Origin of the sequence: Shewanella sp. JNE2 (genome assembly GCF_023159115.1) — a bacterium.
GTDB lineage: Bacteria > Pseudomonadota > Gammaproteobacteria > Enterobacterales > Shewanellaceae > Shewanella > Shewanella putrefaciens.
The window spans coordinates 49,450-70,455 of the sequence record NZ_CP096169.1; the positions used below are offsets into that span (position 1 = coordinate 49,450).

Consider the following 21,006-nt stretch of genomic DNA (forward strand, 5'->3'; position numbering starts at 1 on the left):
ATGATTGATACATCCATTCCATTGGTGGATCTGCATCGTCACCTAGACGGTAATGTGCGGGTAAATACCATTTGGGAACTAGGACACCAACACGGCATTGCGCTACCTGCCGATTCTTTAGAGACACTCGCACCTTTTGTGCAAATTCAGGGGAAAGAAACTAGCTTAGTCGCCTTCTTAAAGAAACTCGATTGGATGGTTGCCGTACTCGCTGATTTGGATGCAGTGAAACGCGTCGCCTATGAAAACGTTGCCGATGCGGCGTTATCTGGCTTAGATTACGCTGAGTTACGTTTTAGTCCTTACTATATGGCGATGAACCATAAGTTACCGATTGAAGGCGTAGTTGAGGCGGTAGTTGACGGCGTTAAAGCGGGCTTAAAAGACTATAACGTGAAGATCAATTTAATTGGCATTATGTCACGTTCATTTGGTCAAGCAGCTTGTACTCAAGAACTTGAAGGCTTACTTGCCCATAAACAACATCTCGTGGCGATGGACTTGGCAGGTGATGAATTGGGTTTCCCAGGTGAGTTATTTAACGATCACTTTAAACGTGTTCGTGATGCAGGCCTTGCGATTACGGCTCACGCCGGTGAAGCTGCGGGCTCACAAAGTATGTGGCAAGCGATTCAAGAACTTGGCGCAACTCGAATTGGCCACGGGGTGAACGCGATTCACGATCCTAAGCTGATGGAATATCTCGCTAAGCACCGTATTGGCATCGAATCTTGCCCGACCAGTAACTTGCATACTTCTACAGTGGTTTCTTACGCTGAGCATCCATTCAGAACCTTTATGGATGCAGGCGTGTTGATAAGCCTAAATACCGATGATCCTGGTGTGAGTGCTATCGATATTAAGCATGAGTATCGTATCGCTAAATCTGAACTCAAGTTAACCGATGCTGAGTTAGCGCAGGTGCAACGCAACGGGGTTGAAATGGCATTTTTATCCGATAGTGAGCGCAAAGCACTCTATGCCGCTAAGGTATAAGTCGATTCTGAGTCGTTAATAAAAATTGCCATCAATAAAAAATCCGACTTAGAGTCGGATTTTTTGTGCAGCACTTGTGAGTACGGCAAAGAGCCTTTAGATCACGCGCGAGAACTGTTGCTGACGCGCTTTTTGACGGTAGTAAAGGTCGAAGCACATACAGATATTGCGGATCAATAAACGGCCTGTTGGGCTGATAGTGATTTTTCTGTCGACCACTTCAACTAATTTATCGTCGATAAAAGTTTGCAGTAGTTTTAAGTCTTCGGCGAAGTATTCTTCAAACTGGATCCCCAGTTTTTCATCCATTTTGGCCATATCTAAATCGAAGTGGCAAATCAGCTGTTTAATCACTACGCGGCGGATTTCATCGTCACGGTTTAGGCTGCAACCTTTCCACAGGGCATGGCCGTCTTTATCTATGGCTTCATAGTAAGGACGGATATCTTTCTGGTTTTGTGCATAGCAATCGCCAATCTGACTGATGGACGATACGCCAAGACCTAACAAATCGCATTCTTCTTGGGTGGTATAACCCTGGAAGTTGCGGTGTAGTCTGCCTTCACGCTGTAACTTGGCTAACTCGTCATCGGGCTTAGCAAAGTGGTCCATACCAATATATTGGTAGCCCGCGCCAGTTAAGGTCTCGATCGTTTGGTGCAGCATTTCGAGTTTTTGTTTTGGCGAAGGTAAATGTTCGTCTTTGATCTTACGCTGAGCGGCAAAGCGCGCAGGTAAGTGAGCATAGTTAAATACCGATAACCGATCAGGCGATAAATCTAAAACGCGCTGCATTGTTGCGGCAAATGTTTCTGGTGTTTGGTGTGGCAAGCCATAGATTAAATCTATGTTGGTTGACACAAACCCCATGGCTTTTGCTTTAGCCATTAAGTCGAAAATAAATTGCTCGTCTTGCTCGCGATTAACGGCAATTTGCACTTCTTTATTGAAATCTTGTACGCCGATGGAGATTCGGTTAAAACCCGCTTCTTTCAACGTGTCGAGCATTGAAAGTTCAATCTCGCGGGGATCGACTTCAATTGAAAACTCACCTTCATCCGCAAAGTTAAAGTTGGCTTTAATCAATGATGTCAGCTTTAAAATTTGCTCTGGATTTAAGAAAGTGGGTGTACCGCCGCCCCAATGCATTTGGGTCACACTGTAATGTTTGAACAGGGGTGCACGTTTAATAATTTCTTGGCTTAAATATTCAATGTACTGATCGGCTTTGTGTTGGTGGCGGGTGATGACTTTATTACAGCCGCAGTAATAGCAAAGCTTGGCACAGAACGGGATATGAATATACAGCGATAGCTTATCGCTTTTGCTAGTTTCAATGGCAGTTAATAGACTTTGTTCGGTGAAAGAATCATCGAACTCTAATGCCGTTGGGTAAGAGGTATAACGGGGACCGCTGTAGTTATATTTTTCGATCATCGACTGATCCCAACTAATCTGAGTGGGCTGCTTCAAGGCGTGTCCTCCGAGGGTAAATTAGCAACAAGCGAAGTATGCAAGGTTCTATAGTAAATAACCTTGATCTAGGTTGTAAAAATGAAGTCTGCATTTTTAGAAGTTACGCAATATCTATGAAAAAGGTTTCAATGTCTGTCATTTTTTGGAGGTTTTGTGCACAGGTTCACGGGAAGATGTTTTGGGCGGTACAAAATAATGTGATGTAGATGACCTCAAAAGTCACCGTTTATGGTTTCGGGGTCTTTTTAGTGTGTTGCTTTGAGTTGGTAGTCGGATAATTTTTTTGCATCATCATTGATGCCCTCAGCCAGTTCAGCTTCTGACTTCATTCTGATTAAGTCTAACTTCATCCTTTCCTGCTTAGGCAATGCTTGGCGAGCCTCCATTATGGGATGACCTTTAATTAACTCAAAGTGTTGGAATAATGAAGGAAACTCTGGAGCCACCCGTTCACTGAGGGATAAAATCTCGAATAAACGGCCAATTCTCACCACGCCTTCAGATATTTCGCACCGATCTTCAATCATTGCTGTCGCTATATAGCGAATATCTCCTAAAACTTGAGCTCTTTTCGCATTTGCAGCAACTTCTCGTTCGGCATGTGCTACCTGTTGACGTTGTTTTTGCCGCTTGAGTTTTAAGAGTAAAAAGGTAGCGTAGCTACTGAGTGCCACTATGATGATAAAACCGAGGACAATGAGAGCCGTAGACACAAATATTCCTTATGTAACAGGCATAAAAACAAAGGAAATTATGCCTTTGCTTTTATGCATTATTAGAAATTAGAATTTATCTTGATAATCTTTAAGTAAATCAGCACCTGACTCAAATTTATCGAACAACTCATCATCGGAGAGCGCTTTAGCTGAGGCAGGCACATCCTCATCTAGTTCATCACTTATTCCAAGTTTGACCATCAGAGCTTCAATCTTATTTAACTGTTGATCTAACCATTTTTGATCGGCGTCATTAAGGTCGCGACCTTCTTCTAGCATATCGAGTAATTGGTTTAGTCTTGGATCTTCTTCCAGCTTCAACAACTTTTGCTCATCAGTTAGTTTAGGTTGCTTAACCTTTGCTGCTTGCGTTGTTTCTGTTGCCGCTGGAATGGCTAATAGCACAGGTTTTTTACTGCCATGGCGTGGATCTTTCTTTTGCGTTGCAGTTTGCTGCGGAGCCTGAGCAAGGATCAGTCCTTCATTATGACGACTACCTGACTTATTACCGCTTTCTTTACGTTTGCCAGTTGCTACAGCACGGTCTTGCTTTTTCACTCTTGGCTGCAACTTGGGGCTATTCTCGCCGCCCTTGCGTGTTTTCTTGCTACGAGACATGGTTTTCTCAATTATTTACAACGTGTGGCCTTACAGATAAGAGATAATCATATCTATAAGGTGCTAAATTAGGTCGGGTGTTATACCAGATTATGATGTTTTTTGCATCAAAACGAGGTCTTTCGCGGCAAATAATAGTTCAAAATCGCTATTGTTTGCTAGGAACTCAAAGGTCTGTCGTTGGTAAAAGCTTACATGAGTGAGATTATTTTTATGATGCCACTTAGCAAAACCATCTAAATCAATTAGTAATGGAGTACTAATTGCTAACCATCCTCTTAGACGTAATAAGCGCGAGAGCAGACTCCATTCTTTTATGGGGTTTTTAAAATGTTCAAAGACACGATAGCAGCAAATAAAATCATACTCCTGCTTGAGTGTTTCATGGTCTGGTGCAAAGAAGGGATCATATTGGTTTAATTTGTGGCCCGCATTTTCTATGGTCGTCAGGCTCTCATCATCGAGTATGCGACCAAAATTCAATCCTAATAAACTGCCAGCTTGTTGCTGCTCTAATTGCGCTAACAGCGGCAAAATAAATTGCGATAACTGCTTTTGCTTCGACGCTATGCGTGAACGACCGTATCTTTGCTTCTCTGCCGCGGGGGGTAAATGGCTATTCGCATCCGCAAAGGTTAACTCACATGTCTTGCAAACATAAAAACTCCGCTTTTTATCTTGATGAAGGAGTTGTGTCTGACTGTTATGACAAAGAGGGCATCTGGGCATTGAGTCTGCTGAAGTGGTTATTAAGGCTTTGATTGTACCAATTATATTGGTTGAGTGCACATTTTAGACACTGATGGTGTGTTACAAAAGAAAAAAGGCGGCAGTTTAACTGCCGCCTTACAAAGGGTGCATTTAGCACCTTATCCTGATTCCAAGTATCCATACTTGCTATGCGACTTTCCCGGTCGGTATCCTTCTTTTTTTACTGCTTTCCCTGCAACATTTTCGTTATCGGTCTTCCAGACACTTAATTCATTTTCTGTCGCCATCCTGACCACAGTTTCTGTAGATGGTCTCAAGACACATCTTGTATAGCAGCGTCATCATTGACGTTCAGTTAACCATCCATGTTGCTTAAAGTACCTTCCAGTGATAACAAGCTTCCAGCCAGTGCATCCTAAGCTAATTAGCTTCCTTTGCTACAATTTGAATCATTCAAACTGTGTCCTGATGGGGCAAGTTACCCTGAGTGTAAGGCGTTTTGCTTAGCGCAAATTGGCGTTATCGGCCATCCCTTACAAAAATGTACTGACTTGGATTTCAAAGCGAAACCACGACTCTTGTTATTATTAGAGAGTAGTCTTAATTATATTATTGTTATTGAGTCTTTTTATTCTTATATCTTTAATGTTAATTATACCGAAATCTGCAAGTTATGATTAATTTATTTGTACAAGCAGATGGGTTTATCTCGGTACGGGGCTAATTAAACCTAAATACGTGATCTATGTCAAGCCTGAATCTTTCGCAGTTTACGTGAACGTAAACTTTGGGTGTAAAAAAAGGGTGACAAAACACCCTTTTTAATACTGTGAACTTATTTTAAACTTGATAGATATTTGGATAACGCATCAATATCGTTATCATTTAACTTTTTAGCTACATCTTGCATCATGCCATTCAAGTCATTATTGCGTCCAGCATCACGGAATTTGGTGAGTTGAATTTTGATATAGTTTGCATGTTGGCCTGCAAGCGTTGGAAAACCTGCTAATTCAGCACCTTTTGCATCAGGACCATGACATGCCATGCAGGCGGTAATACCACGGGAAACGTCACCGCCTTTGTAGAGTTGAGCGCCGAGCTCTGGGATATCTTTTACTTCACCAACTTGAACTGTTTGACTCGCAAAATATGCGCTAATGTCGAGAATATCTTGATCGCTTAGAGCTATAGACATACCACCCATGATAGGATCCATACGACCGTTTTTACCACCAGTTTGCGCTGCGCTACGGAAATCGTGTAATTGCTTCTGGAGATAAGTGCCGTGTTGGCCAGCAAGCTTAGGGTACATATCGATCATGCTGTTACCGTCCATGCCATGGCAGGCTGAGCAAACGATAATTTTAGTTTTTCCCGCTTCAGCATTACCTTCAGCAATCGCAGGTGAAGATATGGCGGCAACTACAACAGACAGCGCAAGAGCTAACTTTTTCATGGCGTTCCAACTTCTGGTTAAGATTATTATCCTGAGCTTACTAGGGTGACCCGCAAGCGTGGTAAAATGTATTTAATGTGATCGGAGTAATATTTTACACGAAAACGTGGAAAAGTAAGCAATTCTTCATTAATTATGGTATTGCGCAGCAAATATTTTGGAGTAAATAGTGACTGAATCTCATATAGATTTTCGCAGGGCGAAGTTTTTAATTAGTGCACCAGACATTGCACACTTGGATCAATATCTGCCCGGCGATGTTGGTGTTGAGATTGCTTTTGCTGGCCGCTCTAATGCTGGAAAGTCTAGCGCACTCAATGCTTTAACTGAGCAAAAGAGTTTGGCGAGAACCAGTAAAACACCTGGACGGACTCAGCTAATTAACGTCTTTGAACTCGATTCTCAGCGACGATTGGTGGATTTGCCTGGTTATGGTTTTGCACAAGTACCACTGGCAATGAAAAACAAATGGCAGCAAGCCTTGGGTGAATATTTGCAAAAGCGTGCCTGTTTAAGTGGCGTAGTGGTGTTAATGGATATCCGTCATCCTTTAAAAGATTTAGATATGCAGATGATCGAGTGGGCAGTTGCGAGTGAGATCCCTGTTCTGGCTCTACTGACAAAGTCTGACAAGTTAGCTCAAAGTGCCAAAATGAAAACGGTGAATGAAGTGCGTAAAGCTCTGGCAGATTTTGGTGATTGGGTTCTGGTAGAGCCTTTCTCTGCTTTGAAGGGAACTGGTAAGCCTAAAGTCTTAAGTATCTTAAATGAATGGTGTCATCCCCAGTGGTTGAGGGATGAGTTAGATACCGCAGAACAATCTAACTAATCTTTTTATTAACAAAGCCTACGCAGCCTAACTTAAGCTGTGTAGTTTGCTTTGTGCCTTCTTTCTATCTTCTGGCAGTACTTCCCGCCACTTTTCAGATTTCAGGTAAAAAAATAGCCGATAACAGTGTTATCGGCCTAAATAATATTAGCTCTTTTGGGGAGAAGCTAAATTCAACAAGACTCAAGCACCATTAAAAATTAGCTTCAATGGTTCTCAATGAAGACAGCATACATGGGATTTACTGTTTATTAAAGTAAATGCTCTAAATTTTGTGATGAATTTTTTAAAAAATACGCAAAAAAAAGCCTCAGCAAACAAGTTGCTGAGGCGCCAGAATTTGGCTCATCACTATAAGTGAAATAAAGGTCTGAAAGATAGAACATCTTAACCTCTGTACCCTACGCAGAGAATAATACGGCATTTATCTTTAAATGGAAAACAGTTTTTTCAAAAAAGAGGTAATTATGTGCGTTTGATCTCAAGTTGTGTGTGAAAAAACATCTTATTTTGATCTGAAAATTTCATTTAAAGAACTTAACACGCTGTTTGTAATGAATTAATAGAAATTTTTATACAAAAACGATCACAGCATCAAATTTAATGTTTTTACTCTAAAATATTGGCTCGGCTTTAGCAGTCAAAAGTAAGAATGAGCACACATTCTTACTTATTATTTGATGACGACACTTAAAGGTGTTGATTAACAAGAAGATAAATCTGAATGCTATTGCTATAGTAGATTCAGATTTATCTTTGTTTTCATTGTGTTGATTTTAAGTTTTTTGTAAAAGATGTCGCTCAGATTGGGTTAGTGGGCTTCATCCCAATTATCACCAATGCCAGCTTCTGCGAGTAATGCTACATCGAGGATTGCAGCCTTCGCCATGAGTTCACATACTTTTTGTTTGAGCGTCTCTGCTTTATCGGCATCGACTTCGAATACTAATTCGTCGTGGACTTGCATAATCATGGCGATTTCGCCTTGGGTTTCTGTCTTGATCCACTGGGCAATATTGATCATGGCTTTTTTGATGATATCGGCAGCCGTGCCTTGCATCGGTGCGTTAATCGCAGCACGTTCTGCGCCTTGGCGGCGCATTGCATTACGATCCCGGATTTCGGGCAAGTAGAGGCGACGACCAAATAGTGTTGAAACATATCCTAATTCTGCTGCTCCTGCGCGCGTTTCTTCCATATACCTTAACACTCCCGGGTAGCGGGCGAAGTAAGTATCAATATAGGTTTGAGCTTCGTTACGAGGAATATCCAGTTGACGAGCTAAACCAAAGGCTGACATACCATAAATAAGGCCGAAGTTTACGGCTTTAGCGCGGCGTCGCTGTTCTGTTGTTACAGCATCAAAGTTAGTTCCAAATACTTCGGCAGCGGTGGCTCTGTGAATGTCTTTACCCTCGGCGAAGGCTTTGAGTAGACCCGCATCTTGGGATAGATGTGCCATGATCCGCAGTTCGATTTGTGAGTAATCAGCGGCCAAAATTTTACGGCCTGCAGGGGCGATAAAGGCTTGGCGAATGCGGCGACCTTCTTCGGTACGAATAGGAATATTCTGCAGGTTAGGCTCGCTTGACGATAAGCGCCCTGTTGCCGCATTAGCTTGGTGGTAACTTGTGTGAACGCGCCCAGTCTTGGCATTGACCATCAGCGGTAGTTTATCTGTGTAAGTACTTTTTAACTTAGATAGGCTGCGATGCTCGAGGATCACCTTTGGCAGTGGGAAATCTAAGGCTAATTCGACTAATACTTCTTCCGCGGTCGATGGCGCGCCCTTTGGTGTTTTTTTGGTGATTGGATAACCTAGTTTTTCAAAAAATAGCACTTGCAGTTGTTTGGGTGAACCGAGATTAAATTTTTCACCTGCAATCTCGTAGGCTTTTTCTTCTAAGGTATCGATTTTACGCGCTAGCTCATCACTCTGTTGGCCGAGTAACATGCTATCAATTAATACACCTTGGCGCTCAATGTCTGATAGTACTTGGATTAAGGGTAATTCAATTTCAGTAAATACTGAGGCCAATTGAGGTTCTTTTTCTAGCCTTGGCCATAGGTGCTGGTGTAAACGCAGAGTAATATCCGCATCCTCCGCAGCATACGGGGCTGCAACTTCCAACGGGATTTGATTGAAGGTAAGTTGTTTCGCCCCTTTGCCTGCAATATCTTCAAAGCCAATGTTTTTATGGCCTAGATACTTGAGCGCTAATCCATCCATATCATGGCGTGAAGCCACGGAGTTAAAAACATAGGATTCGAGCATGGTATCAAATACGACACCCTGTAATTTAATGCCCGCATTAGCCAAAACGCTGATGTCATATTTCAGGTTCTGGCCGACTTTTTTGACCTTGTCGTCTTCTAAAATGGGGCGTAGTTTTTCGAGCGCAAATTGCTTATCTAACTGTTGAGGCGCGCCAACATAATCGTGAGCTAAAGGCAGGTAAGCGGCTTTGCCTGCTTCCACAGCGAAAGACATGCCAACCAGTTCGGCGACCATATAGTCGAGACTCGTGGTCTCTGTATCCACGGCTATTAATGATGCTTGTTTCAGCTTGGCAATCCATTCATCAAGCTGAGCTTCGGTTAAAATCGTGTCGTATTGAGTTTCAAGTGCAGGATTTGGCATAGAGCTTTCTTGGGTTTCGACTTTAGCCGCATCCGCGACTACGGTCGTTGGTGCTTTATTATCTAAGACCTCGGCAAGCCAGCGCTTAAACTCCATCTCGCTGTAGCATTTGATCAGTTCGTCTCTATCTGCGGGTTTGGCAGTGAGCTCATGCCAATCTTGCTCAAGTTCCACATCGGTTTTAATGGTAGCAAGTTCGTAGGAGAGTCTAAGCATGTCGGCATTTTCAATGATTTTTGCCGCCATCGTTTTTGCGCCCCTGAAGCCTAAGTCAGAGACCTTTTCGGGAGCTGCGAGTAGGTTGGCCACGCTTCCTGCACCAGTCAGCATAGCTAATGCCGTTTTTTCGCCGACACCAGGTAAGCCAGGAATATTATCGGCCTTATCGCCCATCAAGGCTAAGAAATCAATAATACGATCTGGACCTACACCATATTTTTCTGCAACTTCATCGGGCCCCATGATGGTATCTGTCATGGTATTGATCAGCGTGATATTTTCATCAACCAATTGGGCCATATCTTTATCACCTGTACTAATGAGTACGGCGCGATTCTCACGGCTTGCTTGGCGGGCAATTGTGCCGATAACATCATCCGCTTCAACGCCAGGGATAGAGATAAGGGGTAAACCAAGGGCGTGAATAATCCTATGCAGAGGTTCGATTTGTGAACGAAGATCATCCGGCATCGGTGGGCGCTGTGCTTTGTATTCGCTGTACATATCATTACGGAAGGTTTTACCTTTGGCATCGAATACGACGGCGATATGGCTCGGTTGGTAACGGCTCAATAGACTGCGTAACATATTTACTACGCCATAGACGGCACCCGTTGCTTCGCCCTTTGAGTTTGTCAGGTGAGGAGGCGCATAATAGGCGCGGTATAAATAAGAAGATCCATCCACAAGGACAAGTGGGTTGTTTGCAATGGTAGGCATAAGTATTTTTCGTTTATCGATGACTTAGATGGCGGTTAGCATGCCACAGAAGCACTATTTCAGCCATGGCAAATTGACACTCAGCCTGTGGATAAGTCTGTGAGTGAAAAAGTCAACTATGAATAATGGCTTTGTATACGACTAAGTGCGATATTTTTAAGTTGTTGTTTTTTATGTTTAAAATTGATTTTTGTGAGTTCAATACTGTTTCTTGAAAAATTTTCCTAATTTGTGGATTTTTTATTGACTCCGTAGAATACATCTAAGATTGACTTAATTTTCGACATCGCTCAGATTCGACGAATTAAGTTAGCACGATTTTTAATCAGATCAACCAATTTGTTTGCAGTTTGTTAAAACCAAATCACATAAGAGGGATATTTTTAATGAAAAAAATCGCAGTGTTACTCAGCGGGTGTGGTGTTTTCGATGGAACAGAGATCCATGAATCGGTTTTAACCCTATTATCTCTATCGAAAGCTGGCGCACATTATCAATGTTTTGCTCCTGATATCAATCAAATGCATGTAGTTAATCACTTATCTGGAGAAGTCGATGTCACTGATACGCGTAATGTATTGGTGGAATCGGCACGTATCGCCCGTGGGGAAATAAAGTCAACCACTGAGCTAGAGATTGCAGCATTTGACGCATTAGTTATTCCTGGCGGTTTTGGCGCGGCTAAAAACCTATGTAATTTTGCGACTAATGGTAGTGAGTGTGAAGTGGAGCCACTGGTGGCCGATTTTATCAATGAGTTCATTCTGGCGAAAAAGCCCGTTGGCTTTATCTGTATTGCCCCTATGATGATCCCGCGTTTATATCCCCATGGCGTAAAAGGCACGATCGGTAATGATAGCGAGACTGTCGCAGCGTTTAATTTGATGGGCGGTGAGCATCATATCGCAACAGTGCATGAGATAGTCGTGGATGAAGCGAATCGGATTGTTAGCACTCCCGCTTATATGTTGGCAGGCAGTATTGCTGAAGCGCACTCAGGCATCGAGAAGCTGGTTGCCAAGGTGCTGGAGATGACTGACGAGCGTTAGTTTGAGCCGCTTGTTGCGTGTGAGAGCGCGTCATTGAACCAAGATAAATCCCCATGCGTTTCAGGATTTATCTTGGTATAACGAAATTAGATTGAGTTCGGGGACTTTCGGCTATCGAATAACCCTTGGGTTAAACCTATAAATAAGCCACCAATGTGGGCACCATTAGCAACCGAAACCCCTAGAATATCCGTGAACCCTAATGCCAACCAAATCATCATAAATCCCATATATGCAGGCGGTAATCCTATGCCAGCGGCAGGTTTACGTATTCCCATGATCCAAGTGTAACCCACCACTGCATACACAACGCCCGATAGGCCACCGAAGTTAGGACCGCTGACATAGTATTGGATGATGTTTGGTAATGTGCCCGCCATAAAAAGTAGGATGAGCAACGGTGTAGTACCGATACGGGTTTCGATTCGGCCACCTAAATACCACCACCAGAGCAAGTTAAAGATGACGTGCATGGCGGAAAAATGTAGCAGGCTGGGTGTAAAAACACGCCAGAACTGGCTGAGATCTGATTGAGATACTGCTCCAAAATAGGACAGCGTTTCGTAGATTGGATTGGCGAATCCTAAGTTCATCGCTGCAAAGATGAGTACACAAACCGCAAATACAATCAGCGTGACTGGGCCTGCACCGGTAATAAATTGGGTAAAGAGCTGTAGCGAAGGGGCGCCATAATCGAGTTTGGTCTGAGTATCGCCATGTTCCCATGAGGCTTGCAGATATTTATTGTCGTAAGGGTGGGCAATAAAATGGGCAAACTCTTGGCGTGCTTGTTCCACATCTTTGTCATGGATAACAAGAATGGCGACACCTTGAACCAGCGGCTCGATTTGGCAGTCAATATTTTCACCTTTGAGGTAATCGACAAATGCCTGCGCGGCTCTGCTGTTGGGGAGTCTGCCAATTTCTATCATGCATTCGCCTCATGCCAGGCACTATAGCCGCCGTCTAGGCTGTAAACATCATCAAAACCTTGTTCGCATAAATACTGCGCGGCATTTTGGCTGCTCATACCGTGGTAGCAAACGACTACGAGTGGGCTATCCATATCTGCTTGGCTAATAAATTGTGCGAGATTTTCGTTATTCAGATTGGTTGCTCCAGCAATATGGCCATTGGTGAAGCTATTGCCATCGCGGATATCGACGATTTGCACTGGCTGTGCTTCGGTCATTTGCAGCAATTGATTAACGCTTAAGTGTTTAAAGGAAGACATAATAAAACCTGACAAAGCTAATAGATAAAAATCAAGATGGGATAAGTGTGCAACAAGGGGCTGCATGTGTACAGCCCCGTGATGGGTATTATAGCTAAGGGAATTAATCCCAGCTGAGGATGACTTTACCCGATTGACCCGAGCCCATAGCGTCAAAGCCTTTTTGGAAATCATCAATCTTGTAGTGGTGAGTGATGATTGGGGAAATGTCTAAGCCAGATTGGATAAGGCTTGCCATCTTGTACCAAGTTTCGAACATTTCACGGCCGTAAATGCCTTTAATGACCAAACCTTTGAAGATCACTTTGCTCCAATCAATAGCCATTTCGCCACCCGGAATACCGAGCATAGCGACTTTACCGCCGTGGTTCATGGTATCTAACATGGCGTGGAAGGCCGATGGTACGCCAGACATTTCTAATCCAACGTCAAAACCTTCGGTCATGCCGAGTTCTTTCATCACGTCTTTTAGATTTTCTTTTGATACGTTTACAGCGCGAGTCGCCCCTATTTTTCGGGCTAGCTCTAAGCGGTATTCGTTAACGTCGGTAATCACCACATGGCGAGCACCTACATGACGACATACTGCTGCTGCCATGATACCGATAGGACCTGCGCCTGTGATCAACACGTCTTCGCCGACTAAATCGAATGACAGTGCCGTGTGTACTGCGTTACCAAATGGGTCAAAGATTGAGGCTAAATCATCGCTGATATCATCAGGGATTTTAAAGGCGTTAAAGGCGGGGATAACTAAGTATTCGGCAAATGAACCTTCGCGGTTTACACCTACACCTGAGGTATTACGACATAGATGGGTGCGACCCGCGCGGCAATTACGGCAGTGGCCACAGGTGATATGGCCTTCGCCAGAAACACGATCACCGATTTTAAAACCACGGACTTCTTGGCCGATATCAACCACTTCACCCACATATTCGTGGCCGACCACCATAGGCACAGGAATGGTTTTTTGTGACCATTCGTCCCAGTTGTAGATGTGCATGTCGGTGCCACAAATGGCGGTCTTTTTAATCTTGATTAGCAGATCGTTGTGGCCCATTTCAGGCTTAGGCGCATCGACTAACCAAATGCCTTTTTCGGCTTTTAACTTGCTTAGTGCTTTCATGTTGTAGGGTCCTAAATAATCGCCATTTCTTTAGCAATACGGGTAAAGGCTTCAATCGCTTTGTCGAGTTGCTCACGGGTATGTGCCGCCGACATTTGCGTACGGATTCGGGCTTGTCCTTTGGGAACAACAGGGAAGGAGAAGCCAATCACGTAGATATGATCTTCTAATAAACGGTTCGCGAAGTCGCTTGCCAGTTTCGCATCGCCAATCATCACAGGGATAATTGCATGGTCGGCGCCGCCTAAAGTGAAGCCTGCCGCTGACATTTTTTCGCGGAAATAACGGCTGTTTTCCCATACCGCTTCACGCAGCGCCTGGCCAGATTTAAGCATCTCTAATACATGGATAGAGGCTGTCACAATCGACGGCGCCAATGAGTTAGAGAACAGATAAGGGCGAGAGCGTTGACGTAACCAGTCGATGACTTCTTTTTTACCTGAAGTGAAACCGCCCGATGCGCCGCCTAAGGCCTTGCCTAAGGTGCCAGTGATAATGTCGACACGGCCCATCACACCACAGTGTTCGTGGGAGCCGCGACCGTTTTGACCAACAAAGCCTACGGCGTGTGAGTCGTCTACCATCACTAGTGCGCCATATTTATCGGCTAAGTCACACACACCTTGCAGGTTGGCGATCACGCCGTCCATGGAGAACACGCCGTCAGTGGCGATCAAAATATTGCGCGCGCCGGCTTCTTTTGCGGTGATCAGTTGCGTTTCTAAGTCCGCCATATCGTTGTTAGCGTAACGGAAACGCTTAGCCTTACATAGGCGCACGCCATCGATGATAGAGGCATGGTTTAAGGCATCGGAGATAATCGCATCTTCGGCATCTAACAGGGTCTCGAACAGACCAGCGTTGGCGTCGAAGCAAGAAGAATACAGAATCGTGTCTTCCATGCCGAGGAACTCACTCAGGCTGGCTTCTAGCTTTTTATGGATATCTTGAGTACCACAAATAAAACGGACTGACGCCATACCGAAGCCATGGCTGTCTAGGCCTTGTTGGGCGGCTTTGATCAGTTCTGGGTGGTTGGCTAGGCCTAAGTAGTTGTTGGCACAAAAGTTAACAACTTTTTGATGGTTAACTTGAATGGCGGTCTGTTGCGGTGAGGCGATAATGCGTTCGCTTTTATATAAGCCTTCGGCTTTGATATCTGCAAGTTGTTGATTAATCTGTGCGTAGAATGAGGTAGAGGCCACCTGATATCTCCTTAGTTAACTTTATTCTGATTCTGGGAGTTGCGGCATTCTAACGCTAAACCCTATCGGCCTACAGCCTTTTTTTCATGCAGGTTCGCAAGATAAACTAGTTTAGGGCTAAAGTGGTTTTTACATTATAAAAACTAATGTGCAACATAAGTTTGGCACTGTTTGGCAGAGTCTTCTTTTAAGGGTGTAGAGCGAAAAATGAGTTCGCACTCAGTACTATGATTGCTTTGAGTTTAGTACCGAATGCGAGTTCTCTATGTAGGCGCAATAGGCGTTTATGATGATGCTAGAGGGATTCTTGATTCGCTAGCGCGTGGTAGTGCTGCTCTAGGCGAGTAAACGTCGCGACGGATGTCGGTGTTGCATAGGCTTTGAAAATCATTAGTACCCTCAAAACACCTTCATAGAGGGTCGCTTTAGTGATGGTCGAGGTGCTGGATTGAGTGAGTTGATAACCAATCCAAAAGCTGACGATCATTTTTATGGTATCCGCGAGTGGCGTGATTTTGCCAGTATCGACACTTAAAAAACCATCGAGTTTTAGCTTATGCAACACATGACTGGAGCGTGTTAACACTTGTTGTTGTGCGTGCAGATAACGTTTTTTTAATGCTTCGTCGCGGGCAAGAATATCGGCAAGATTGGCGTACATAAAACGGAATTGCCACAGAGTGTAAAACATGGCATCAAAGTAGCCGATTAACAGTTCTACATCCACTTGCTTATCTTCATAGGGTTGGAAACCCGATTCGAGATGATTTTCATACAAGCTGAAAATGGAGCGGATAATGTCCTCTTTATTGCGGAAATGATAATAAAGATTCCCTGGACTCATATTTAAATGGGCGGCTATATGGTTGGTGGTGATGTTTCTTTCGCCATGCTCGTTGAATAGTTCAAGGCTGGCATAGATTATTTTGTCGCGGGTTTTCATAAGTGATCCAAATTGCGAGTGAGCGCCACATAATTGAGAGAGTTAACCAACGACCGCCATACTGCTGGTAAATTATCCCTAATTTAAGTTCCTACAGCATTCAATTTTTGCATTTCGCAAAATGAACAAAAATTCAATACGATGAGTATTATGCTAACATTGCCACTATTCATCAGGCAAAACCCATAAGCACGTTTTTATGAATCGTTTTCTCTATTCCACGATTTTATATTTGTTATCTCCTTTGTTAGTTATCTATTTAGCCTTTCGTGGGATCAAAAGTTCGGATTACCGCGGTCGTTGCGGGGAGCGCTTTGGGTTAACTCGACTAAAATCGACGGATTTACTGATCCATTCAGTCTCTATGGGGGAAACGCTGGCAGCCATTCCATTGATCCGTTTGATTATGCAATCACACCCTGAGTTAGGCATTACGGTTACCACAACCAGTCCAACGGGGTCTGCCGAAGTGCGCAAAGCCTTTGGTGATAGGGTGCAACATTGCTATCTCCCCTTTGACTTACCTTGGTGTGTGAATCGTTTTTTGCGCCAAGTTTCGCCCAAGTGGTGTGTGATTATGGAGACTGAGCTGTGGCCTAACTTAGTTGCGATTGCGGCCAAACAAGGTGTGCGTTTGATGCTCGCCAACGCGAGGCTTTCGGCCAAGTCTGCGGCGCAATATGCTCGGTATCCTAAACTTAGTCTGCCGATGTTGCAGCGATTCGATGTTATTGCGGTGCAGACTCAAGTGGAAGCGCAGCGTTTTGTCGAGTTAGGTGTATCGCCAGACAGAGTGACGGTATGCGGTAGCTTGAAGTTTGATCTCTGTATTACGCCAGAGCGTTTAGCCAACGCTAAACTGTTACGTCAGGCTTGGGGGCGTGAAACATCACCAATTTGGGTCGCGGGGAGTGTGCACCCTGGTGAGTTTGACGCCATGCTTACCGCCCATCGGCACTTATTGGCTCAGTGGCCCGATGCTTTGCTGATTATCGTCCCGCGTCATCCAGAACAGTTTGCTAATATTGCTGAAATAGTTAAAAACCAAGGGTTTGAATCAGTTCTCCGCAGTAATCATCTTCCCGTGACGGTAACGACTCAAGTGCTGGTGGGCGATACCATGGGTGAGTTATTGACCTTTTATGGTGCGGCGGATCAAGCCTTTGTCGGGGGAAGTTTGATTCTCCATGGTGGTCATAATCCATTGGAACCTATTGCCATGGGCATACCTGTTATGGTTGGACCCAATTACCGAGATTTTGCCCAAATTACTCAAATGCTATCGGATGCAGGAGGACTAAGAATTGTTTCTTCGGCAGATGAACTTGGGGCAAACTTGATTGAATATTTTGCTGAACCTGAGCGATGTAAGCAGGCCGCGAATGCTGGACTCGCTGTGGTCGAGGCAAATCGCGGTGCGCTTGAACGGCAATTTGTGCTTGTGCAATCCTTATTAAATGCTTAATGCCGTTCGTCAATGAAGGACTTTTAAACTGGTACGTTACCAAAGTTAAGGCGTTGATGGACTTTGCATTACTGCTTGATAGCCTTGCATGAGTGTTGTCCAGTTATCAGCAGTGAAAGCAAGGTTTGGTTGTTTGCTTTGTTCTTTGTTAAAGGAGCGTAACAGTCTATCGAGATTTGATTTCTGCCATTGTGGATTCGGTGTTTTTAACTCACCACGGTCGAAATCAATAAGATAGAAACGTTCCTGTTGTCCTTCAGCCTGCATTGGTTGGAATAAGATATTTTTAGCATTGAGATCAGCATGGTACACACCACGCTGGTGGAATTGGGCGATAGTGGCACCCAACATCTGCCACTGTGTTGTACTCATTGTACCTTTGCCGAGTTTAGCGACTAAATCTTCGGCGCCTTCGACTCGTTCGATAATGATATCTGCGCGGTAAAATAATCCATCACGTACTATGTTGATTGCAATGGGTTTGGGCACGGTAAAATCTTCCCGATACAGGATGTCTAATAAGCGTAACTCGCCCATGGCACGGGTATTTTCTAGGCCTGTATAAACGTAAGCATCTTTACTGAATTTTTCCATAAGGCCACCGCGCCAATAATGACGTAATACCCAATGATTGTGTTCAAATGTGACAAACCAAGTGGTATAGCGACCTTTGGATGAGCCGACGATGGCATCTTTCGCGCGCCAAAAATCCACGGAAAACCACGCAGGAGTAATATTGGTTGGTGTATCCTGGCAAATCGCCATATGACCTTGGGTGGTTTTTATGATTTGTATCTGTCTATTCATCGGAGAATTGTTGACTTAAGCGTGGCACCTGCGGCCATTCTACATTAAGATCGTCGGCTTGCGCTAAACAACCTTAAAAGCCATGAGCTTCAATCCCAATGAGTTTAAATCCAAATAGCATGAATTCTCTTTGTCTACTTAGGTTATCTGCAATCGGTGATGTCTGTCATGCCGTGGCTATGGTGCAGGCGATTCAGCGGCAATATCCAGAGCTTAAAATCACTTGGGTGATAGGCAAGCTTGAATATCAATTGCTAAAGCATTTACCCTACATTGAGTTTGTTATTTTTGATAAATCCCAAGGGTGGCGTAGTTATTTTAGTTTGCGTAAGGCACTAAAAGGACGACGTTTTGATGTACTGCTGCATATGCAAGTGGCGCTACGCGCGACTTTGGCATCGTTAGCGATTTCAGCAAAAGTACGTATAGGTTTTGACCGTGCCCGCGCCAAAGAAGGCCAGTGGTTAGTGACAAATCATAGGGTTGAACCATTAGCTAAGCCCCATGTTCTCGAAGGCTTTATGGGGTTTGCTAAGGCGATAGGTGTTAACGATCTTACTCCTCAATGGAATATCCCTATTCCGATAGCCGATACAGAGTTTGCACAAATGCATATTAAAGACAATGAAAGTGTCTTTATTATTTGCGCCGCGGCCAGTAAGGCTGAGCGCAATTGGCTGCCTGAGCGATATGCCGCCGTTGCCAGCCATGCGATTGCCAAAGGATTTAGAGTCATGCTTTGTGGTGGCCCAACTCAGCTTGAGAAGGATTTAGCCGAGCAAATTTTGCAGGCGTGTCCCTCTAAAATCGATAATTTAGTGGGTAAAACCAGTCTAACTCAATTATTGGCGCTGCTAAAACGCGCCAGCTTAGTCTTAGCTCCGGATACGGGCCCTGCGCATATGGCGGTTACACAAGGCACGCCAGTCATTGGTTTATATGCCCATTCAAACCCTGGCCGAACAGGGCCTTACCTATCGCAGCAGTTTGTGGTGAGTGTCTATGATGAGGTCATAGTTTCACAACAAAGCGGTGAAGTTAAATGGGGCACCCGTGCGAAGGGCGAGCACTTGATGGCGCTAATCAGTGTTGATGCTGTGATTGAGAAGTTTGATCTGGTGGTTCAGCAGATACTCACTTAAGGCCTATGACTGGTGGAAGTGTTGTCGTTATTTTAAGTGCATAGCCGTATAAAATAGGTGTGAGGTTTGTATGAAAATATTTGTCATTAGCTTAGAGCGCTCAATAGAGCGCAGAACCCAAATGATTGCTAAGTTTGCCAAAGCAGGTATTGAATTCGAATTTTTTAATGCTGTTGATGCGTCGGAAGAAGGGTTTACTTTGTCCGACAGAGTTGCGCCCAATGTCACCAAAAAACGTAAAGGATATGAATTACTAAATAGTGAAGTTGCCTGTTATGCCAGTCATTATTTACTGTGGGAAAAATGTGTTCAAATGAATCAGCCGATAGTGATAGTTGAAGATCACGCGGAGTTAACTGATGATTTTAAGGCAACATTAGCTATTGCGTTTCAGCATATAAATGAGTTTGGTTATATTAAATTATCAGCACCTCTTAAAGATAGAAAGTTTATTGAAGATAAAAAAATAGATACATTCCATTCTATTGGGCACTATACTAAAAATACTTGTTTTACAACAGGATATATAGTTTCCCCTGATGCGGCCAAATGTTTTATTAAAGCAAGTGATCGTATTGTGGAACCTGTAGATGATTTTATGGAAAAACCATGGTTACATAGGGTTAGAGCCTATAGTCTTATGCCTTTTATTTGTTATAGAGCAAATCTCCCATCTACAATAGGTAGCGCTAGGAAGATAAAACATAAACTTGGGCTGGTAAAAAAATTATATATCGAATGTTTCAGGAGTTATGAGCGTATATTGAGATTGATTTATTGAAATTTATTTAAGTCATGGCTCGTTATTATAGTCATGACTTAAACTCTGCATATTAATATAGGATATTATGCCCCATATTTTTTTGTTTCTTTGCTTACTTTCTTAGCTAAAGCAACTTGAACCTTACCCTTGAAATATGCCATTTTTTCATTCAATGTCCTAGTCTCAAGTATCTGTGAGAAAACTTTGAACTTATTTTTTTTATATTTCTTATTTAAAATGATATCTGGATAAATTTCTTGTAATTTAACAATATCCATTTTTGGAGACAATTCTGGGTTTAGTTTATACAATTCACCGCCGATCGGTCTAGTGTGAATGACTGGTGTAACATCAATTATGCCAATTTTACCATTGATCATATGAGGCCATAAGAAATCTAATCCCCACCCTGATTTGCTTTGGGAGAAAGTGTGTTTAACTCTCTCTAAGCTAGATAAAGAAAAAATAGGAGCCATAACCTCAACAAAATTTGTAAAGCGAATAATAGATTTTTTTTGCTGCAATAAACATGGATGTGAGAAATAGGAATCCATGCTAAGTGCAGGTTGTGCTAGAGACAAATCAAAAGCTGAAAATAAATCAAACATTTTACAAATGGAGTTTGTATCAACCAGAAGATCGTCATCTGGAAACCACACTGCATCATATTTAGATATTATTTCCCAATTTTTATCTATAAGTCTTGATATTATAGGCCATTTCCCTCCTTTCATATGTTCATAATAATCAGCATGCTCAGAGTATTTTTTTTCTTCATTCCCGAAATAACTAATAAAAAGATCAAAGTTTCTTTTTTCGCTGTTAATCCAAGTTGGATGTAGTGAGTTGTCCCCAACTCTTGCGATAATTAAATATCTATTCAT

Annotated in this window: 19 protein-coding genes; 6 read left to right on the forward strand and 13 right to left on the reverse strand. The window is 43.3% G+C overall.

Annotation, left to right across the window (positions count from 1 at the left end; genetic code table 11):
• Nucleotides 1-996, forward strand: a complete 996-nt coding sequence (gene add / locus MZ182_RS00205) for an adenosine deaminase (protein ID WP_115016650.1) — start codon at nucleotides 1-3, stop codon at nucleotides 994-996.
• Between the two features lie 96 nt (nucleotides 997-1,092).
• On the opposite strand, the gene hemN is transcribed toward add, so the two are convergent.
• From hemN to MZ182_RS00230, 5 genes are all read right to left on the reverse strand, one after another.
• On the reverse strand, nucleotides 1,093-2,469 hold the full coding sequence (gene hemN, locus MZ182_RS00210; RefSeq protein ID WP_014609519.1) for an oxygen-independent coproporphyrinogen III oxidase: 1,377 nt from the start codon (nucleotides 2,467-2,469) through the stop codon (nucleotides 1,093-1,095).
• A gap of 248 nt (nucleotides 2,470-2,717) precedes the next feature.
• A complete protein-coding gene (locus MZ182_RS00215) occupies nucleotides 2,718-3,185 on the reverse strand; it encodes a DUF2489 domain-containing protein (RefSeq protein WP_248067633.1) in 468 nt (155 codons plus the stop codon).
• Nucleotides 3,186-3,254: 69 nt separating this feature from the next.
• Nucleotides 3,255-3,806 carry a Der GTPase-activating protein YihI gene (yihI, locus tag MZ182_RS00220; RefSeq protein WP_248067635.1) on the reverse strand — a complete coding sequence of 184 codons (552 nt, stop codon included), beginning with the start codon at nucleotides 3,804-3,806 and terminating at the stop codon, nucleotides 3,255-3,257.
• Between the two features lie 90 nt (nucleotides 3,807-3,896).
• Nucleotides 3,897-4,535 (reverse strand): methyltransferase domain-containing protein, encoded by a 639-nt coding sequence (locus MZ182_RS00225; RefSeq protein ID WP_011787463.1) that lies wholly within the window; start codon nucleotides 4,533-4,535, stop codon nucleotides 3,897-3,899.
• A gap of 817 nt (nucleotides 4,536-5,352) precedes the next feature.
• The gene (locus tag MZ182_RS00230; protein WP_011920303.1) at nucleotides 5,353-5,976 is read right to left on the reverse strand and encodes a c-type cytochrome; all 624 of its coding nucleotides are present in this window, start codon (nucleotides 5,974-5,976) and stop codon (nucleotides 5,353-5,355) included.
• Nucleotides 5,977-6,145: 169 nt separating this feature from the next.
• Here MZ182_RS00230 and yihA point away from each other — a divergent pair, with 169 nt between their 5' ends.
• Entirely contained in the window at nucleotides 6,146-6,805 is a 660-nt protein-coding gene (yihA, locus tag MZ182_RS00235) for a ribosome biogenesis GTP-binding protein YihA/YsxC (protein ID WP_011920302.1), read from the forward strand.
• An 811-nt stretch (nucleotides 6,806-7,616) separates the two neighbouring features.
• Here the strand turns inward: yihA and polA are convergent.
• A complete protein-coding gene (gene polA, locus MZ182_RS00240) occupies nucleotides 7,617-10,385 on the reverse strand; it encodes a DNA polymerase I (RefSeq protein WP_248067638.1) in 2,769 nt (922 codons plus the stop codon).
• Between the two features lie 386 nt (nucleotides 10,386-10,771).
• On the opposite strand from polA, the gene elbB reads away from it, so the two are divergent.
• Nucleotides 10,772-11,434, forward strand: a complete 663-nt coding sequence (elbB, locus tag MZ182_RS00245) for an isoprenoid biosynthesis glyoxalase ElbB (RefSeq protein ID WP_248067639.1) — start codon at nucleotides 10,772-10,774, stop codon at nucleotides 11,432-11,434.
• A gap of 86 nt (nucleotides 11,435-11,520) precedes the next feature.
• On the opposite strand, the gene glpG is transcribed toward elbB, so the two are convergent.
• The 5 genes from glpG to MZ182_RS00270 form a co-directional block, all read right to left on the reverse strand.
• A complete protein-coding gene (gene glpG / locus MZ182_RS00250; protein ID WP_011787468.1) occupies nucleotides 11,521-12,366 on the reverse strand; it encodes a rhomboid family intramembrane serine protease GlpG in 846 nt (281 codons plus the stop codon).
• Nucleotides 12,363-12,668 carry a thiosulfate sulfurtransferase GlpE gene (gene glpE / locus MZ182_RS00255; protein ID WP_006084745.1) on the reverse strand — a complete coding sequence of 102 codons (306 nt, stop codon included), beginning with the start codon at nucleotides 12,666-12,668 and terminating at the stop codon, nucleotides 12,363-12,365. Before glpE ends, glpG begins: the two co-directional genes overlap by 4 nt.
• A gap of 103 nt (nucleotides 12,669-12,771) precedes the next feature.
• On the reverse strand, nucleotides 12,772-13,797 hold the full coding sequence (tdh, locus tag MZ182_RS00260) for an L-threonine 3-dehydrogenase (protein ID WP_248067643.1): 1,026 nt from the start codon (nucleotides 13,795-13,797) through the stop codon (nucleotides 12,772-12,774).
• An 11-nt stretch (nucleotides 13,798-13,808) separates the two neighbouring features.
• The gene (locus MZ182_RS00265) at nucleotides 13,809-15,002 is read right to left on the reverse strand and encodes a glycine C-acetyltransferase (RefSeq protein ID WP_248067646.1); all 1,194 of its coding nucleotides are present in this window, start codon (nucleotides 15,000-15,002) and stop codon (nucleotides 13,809-13,811) included.
• 295 nt (nucleotides 15,003-15,297) lie between these two features.
• Nucleotides 15,298-15,945, reverse strand: coding sequence for a TetR/AcrR family transcriptional regulator (locus tag MZ182_RS00270; protein WP_248067647.1), 648 nt, complete (start codon nucleotides 15,943-15,945; stop codon nucleotides 15,298-15,300).
• Nucleotides 15,946-16,144: 199 nt separating this feature from the next.
• On the opposite strand from MZ182_RS00270, the gene waaA reads away from it, so the two are divergent.
• The gene (waaA, locus tag MZ182_RS00275; RefSeq protein WP_248067650.1) at nucleotides 16,145-17,410 is read left to right on the forward strand and encodes a lipid IV(A) 3-deoxy-D-manno-octulosonic acid transferase; all 1,266 of its coding nucleotides are present in this window, start codon (nucleotides 16,145-16,147) and stop codon (nucleotides 17,408-17,410) included.
• A 45-nt stretch (nucleotides 17,411-17,455) separates the two neighbouring features.
• Here waaA and MZ182_RS00280 read toward each other — a convergent pair whose 3' ends face one another.
• Nucleotides 17,456-18,217 carry a 3-deoxy-D-manno-octulosonic acid kinase gene (locus MZ182_RS00280; protein WP_248067652.1) on the reverse strand — a complete coding sequence of 254 codons (762 nt, stop codon included), beginning with the start codon at nucleotides 18,215-18,217 and terminating at the stop codon, nucleotides 17,456-17,458.
• Nucleotides 18,218-18,315: 98 nt separating this feature from the next.
• Here MZ182_RS00280 and MZ182_RS00285 point away from each other — a divergent pair, with 98 nt between their 5' ends.
• Together MZ182_RS00285 and MZ182_RS00290 are read left to right on the forward strand one after the other, a co-directional pair.
• Complete coding sequence (locus MZ182_RS00285; RefSeq protein WP_248067655.1) at nucleotides 18,316-19,359, forward strand: glycosyltransferase family 9 protein; 1,044 nt, start codon at nucleotides 18,316-18,318, stop codon at nucleotides 19,357-19,359.
• A gap of 70 nt (nucleotides 19,360-19,429) precedes the next feature.
• Nucleotides 19,430-20,140, forward strand: coding sequence for a glycosyltransferase family 25 protein (locus MZ182_RS00290; protein WP_248067657.1), 711 nt, complete (start codon nucleotides 19,430-19,432; stop codon nucleotides 20,138-20,140).
• Nucleotides 20,141-20,205: 65 nt separating this feature from the next.
• On the opposite strand, the gene MZ182_RS00295 is transcribed toward MZ182_RS00290, so the two are convergent.
• Nucleotides 20,206-21,006 carry a DUF707 domain-containing protein gene (locus tag MZ182_RS00295; RefSeq protein WP_011920290.1) on the reverse strand — a complete coding sequence of 267 codons (801 nt, stop codon included), beginning with the start codon at nucleotides 21,004-21,006 and terminating at the stop codon, nucleotides 20,206-20,208.

Coding starts and splice junctions, on each gene's coding strand:
- add (WP_115016650.1), top strand. CDS start 1: ATGATTGATACATCCATTCCATTGGTGGATCTGCATCGTCACCTAGAC.
- yihI (WP_248067635.1), bottom strand. CDS start 3,806: ATGTCTCGTAGCAAGAAAACACGCAAGGGCGGCGAGAATAGCCCCAAG.
- MZ182_RS00225 (WP_011787463.1), bottom strand. CDS start 4,535: ATGCCCAGATGCCCTCTTTGTCATAACAGTCAGACACAACTCCTTCAT.
- MZ182_RS00230 (WP_011920303.1), bottom strand. CDS start 5,976: ATGAAAAAGTTAGCTCTTGCGCTGTCTGTTGTAGTTGCCGCCATATCT.
- polA (WP_248067638.1), bottom strand. CDS start 10,385: ATGCCTACCATTGCAAACAACCCACTTGTCCTTGTGGATGGATCTTCT.
- elbB (WP_248067639.1), top strand. CDS start 10,772: ATGAAAAAAATCGCAGTGTTACTCAGCGGGTGTGGTGTTTTCGATGGA.
- glpG (WP_011787468.1), bottom strand. CDS start 12,366: ATGATAGAAATTGGCAGACTCCCCAACAGCAGAGCCGCGCAGGCATTT.
- glpE (WP_006084745.1), bottom strand. CDS start 12,668: ATGTCTTCCTTTAAACACTTAAGCGTTAATCAATTGCTGCAAATGACC.
- tdh (WP_248067643.1), bottom strand. CDS start 13,797: ATGAAAGCACTAAGCAAGTTAAAAGCCGAAAAAGGCATTTGGTTAGTC.
- MZ182_RS00270 (WP_248067647.1), bottom strand. CDS start 15,945: ATGAAAACCCGCGACAAAATAATCTATGCCAGCCTTGAACTATTCAAC.
- waaA (WP_248067650.1), top strand. CDS start 16,145: ATGAATCGTTTTCTCTATTCCACGATTTTATATTTGTTATCTCCTTTG.
- MZ182_RS00280 (WP_248067652.1), bottom strand. CDS start 18,217: ATGAATAGACAGATACAAATCATAAAAACCACCCAAGGTCATATGGCG.
- MZ182_RS00285 (WP_248067655.1), top strand. CDS start 18,316: ATGAGTTTAAATCCAAATAGCATGAATTCTCTTTGTCTACTTAGGTTA.
- MZ182_RS00290 (WP_248067657.1), top strand. CDS start 19,430: ATGAAAATATTTGTCATTAGCTTAGAGCGCTCAATAGAGCGCAGAACC.
- MZ182_RS00295 (WP_011920290.1), bottom strand. CDS start 21,006: ATGAATAGATATTTAATTATCGCAAGAGTTGGGGACAACTCACTACAT.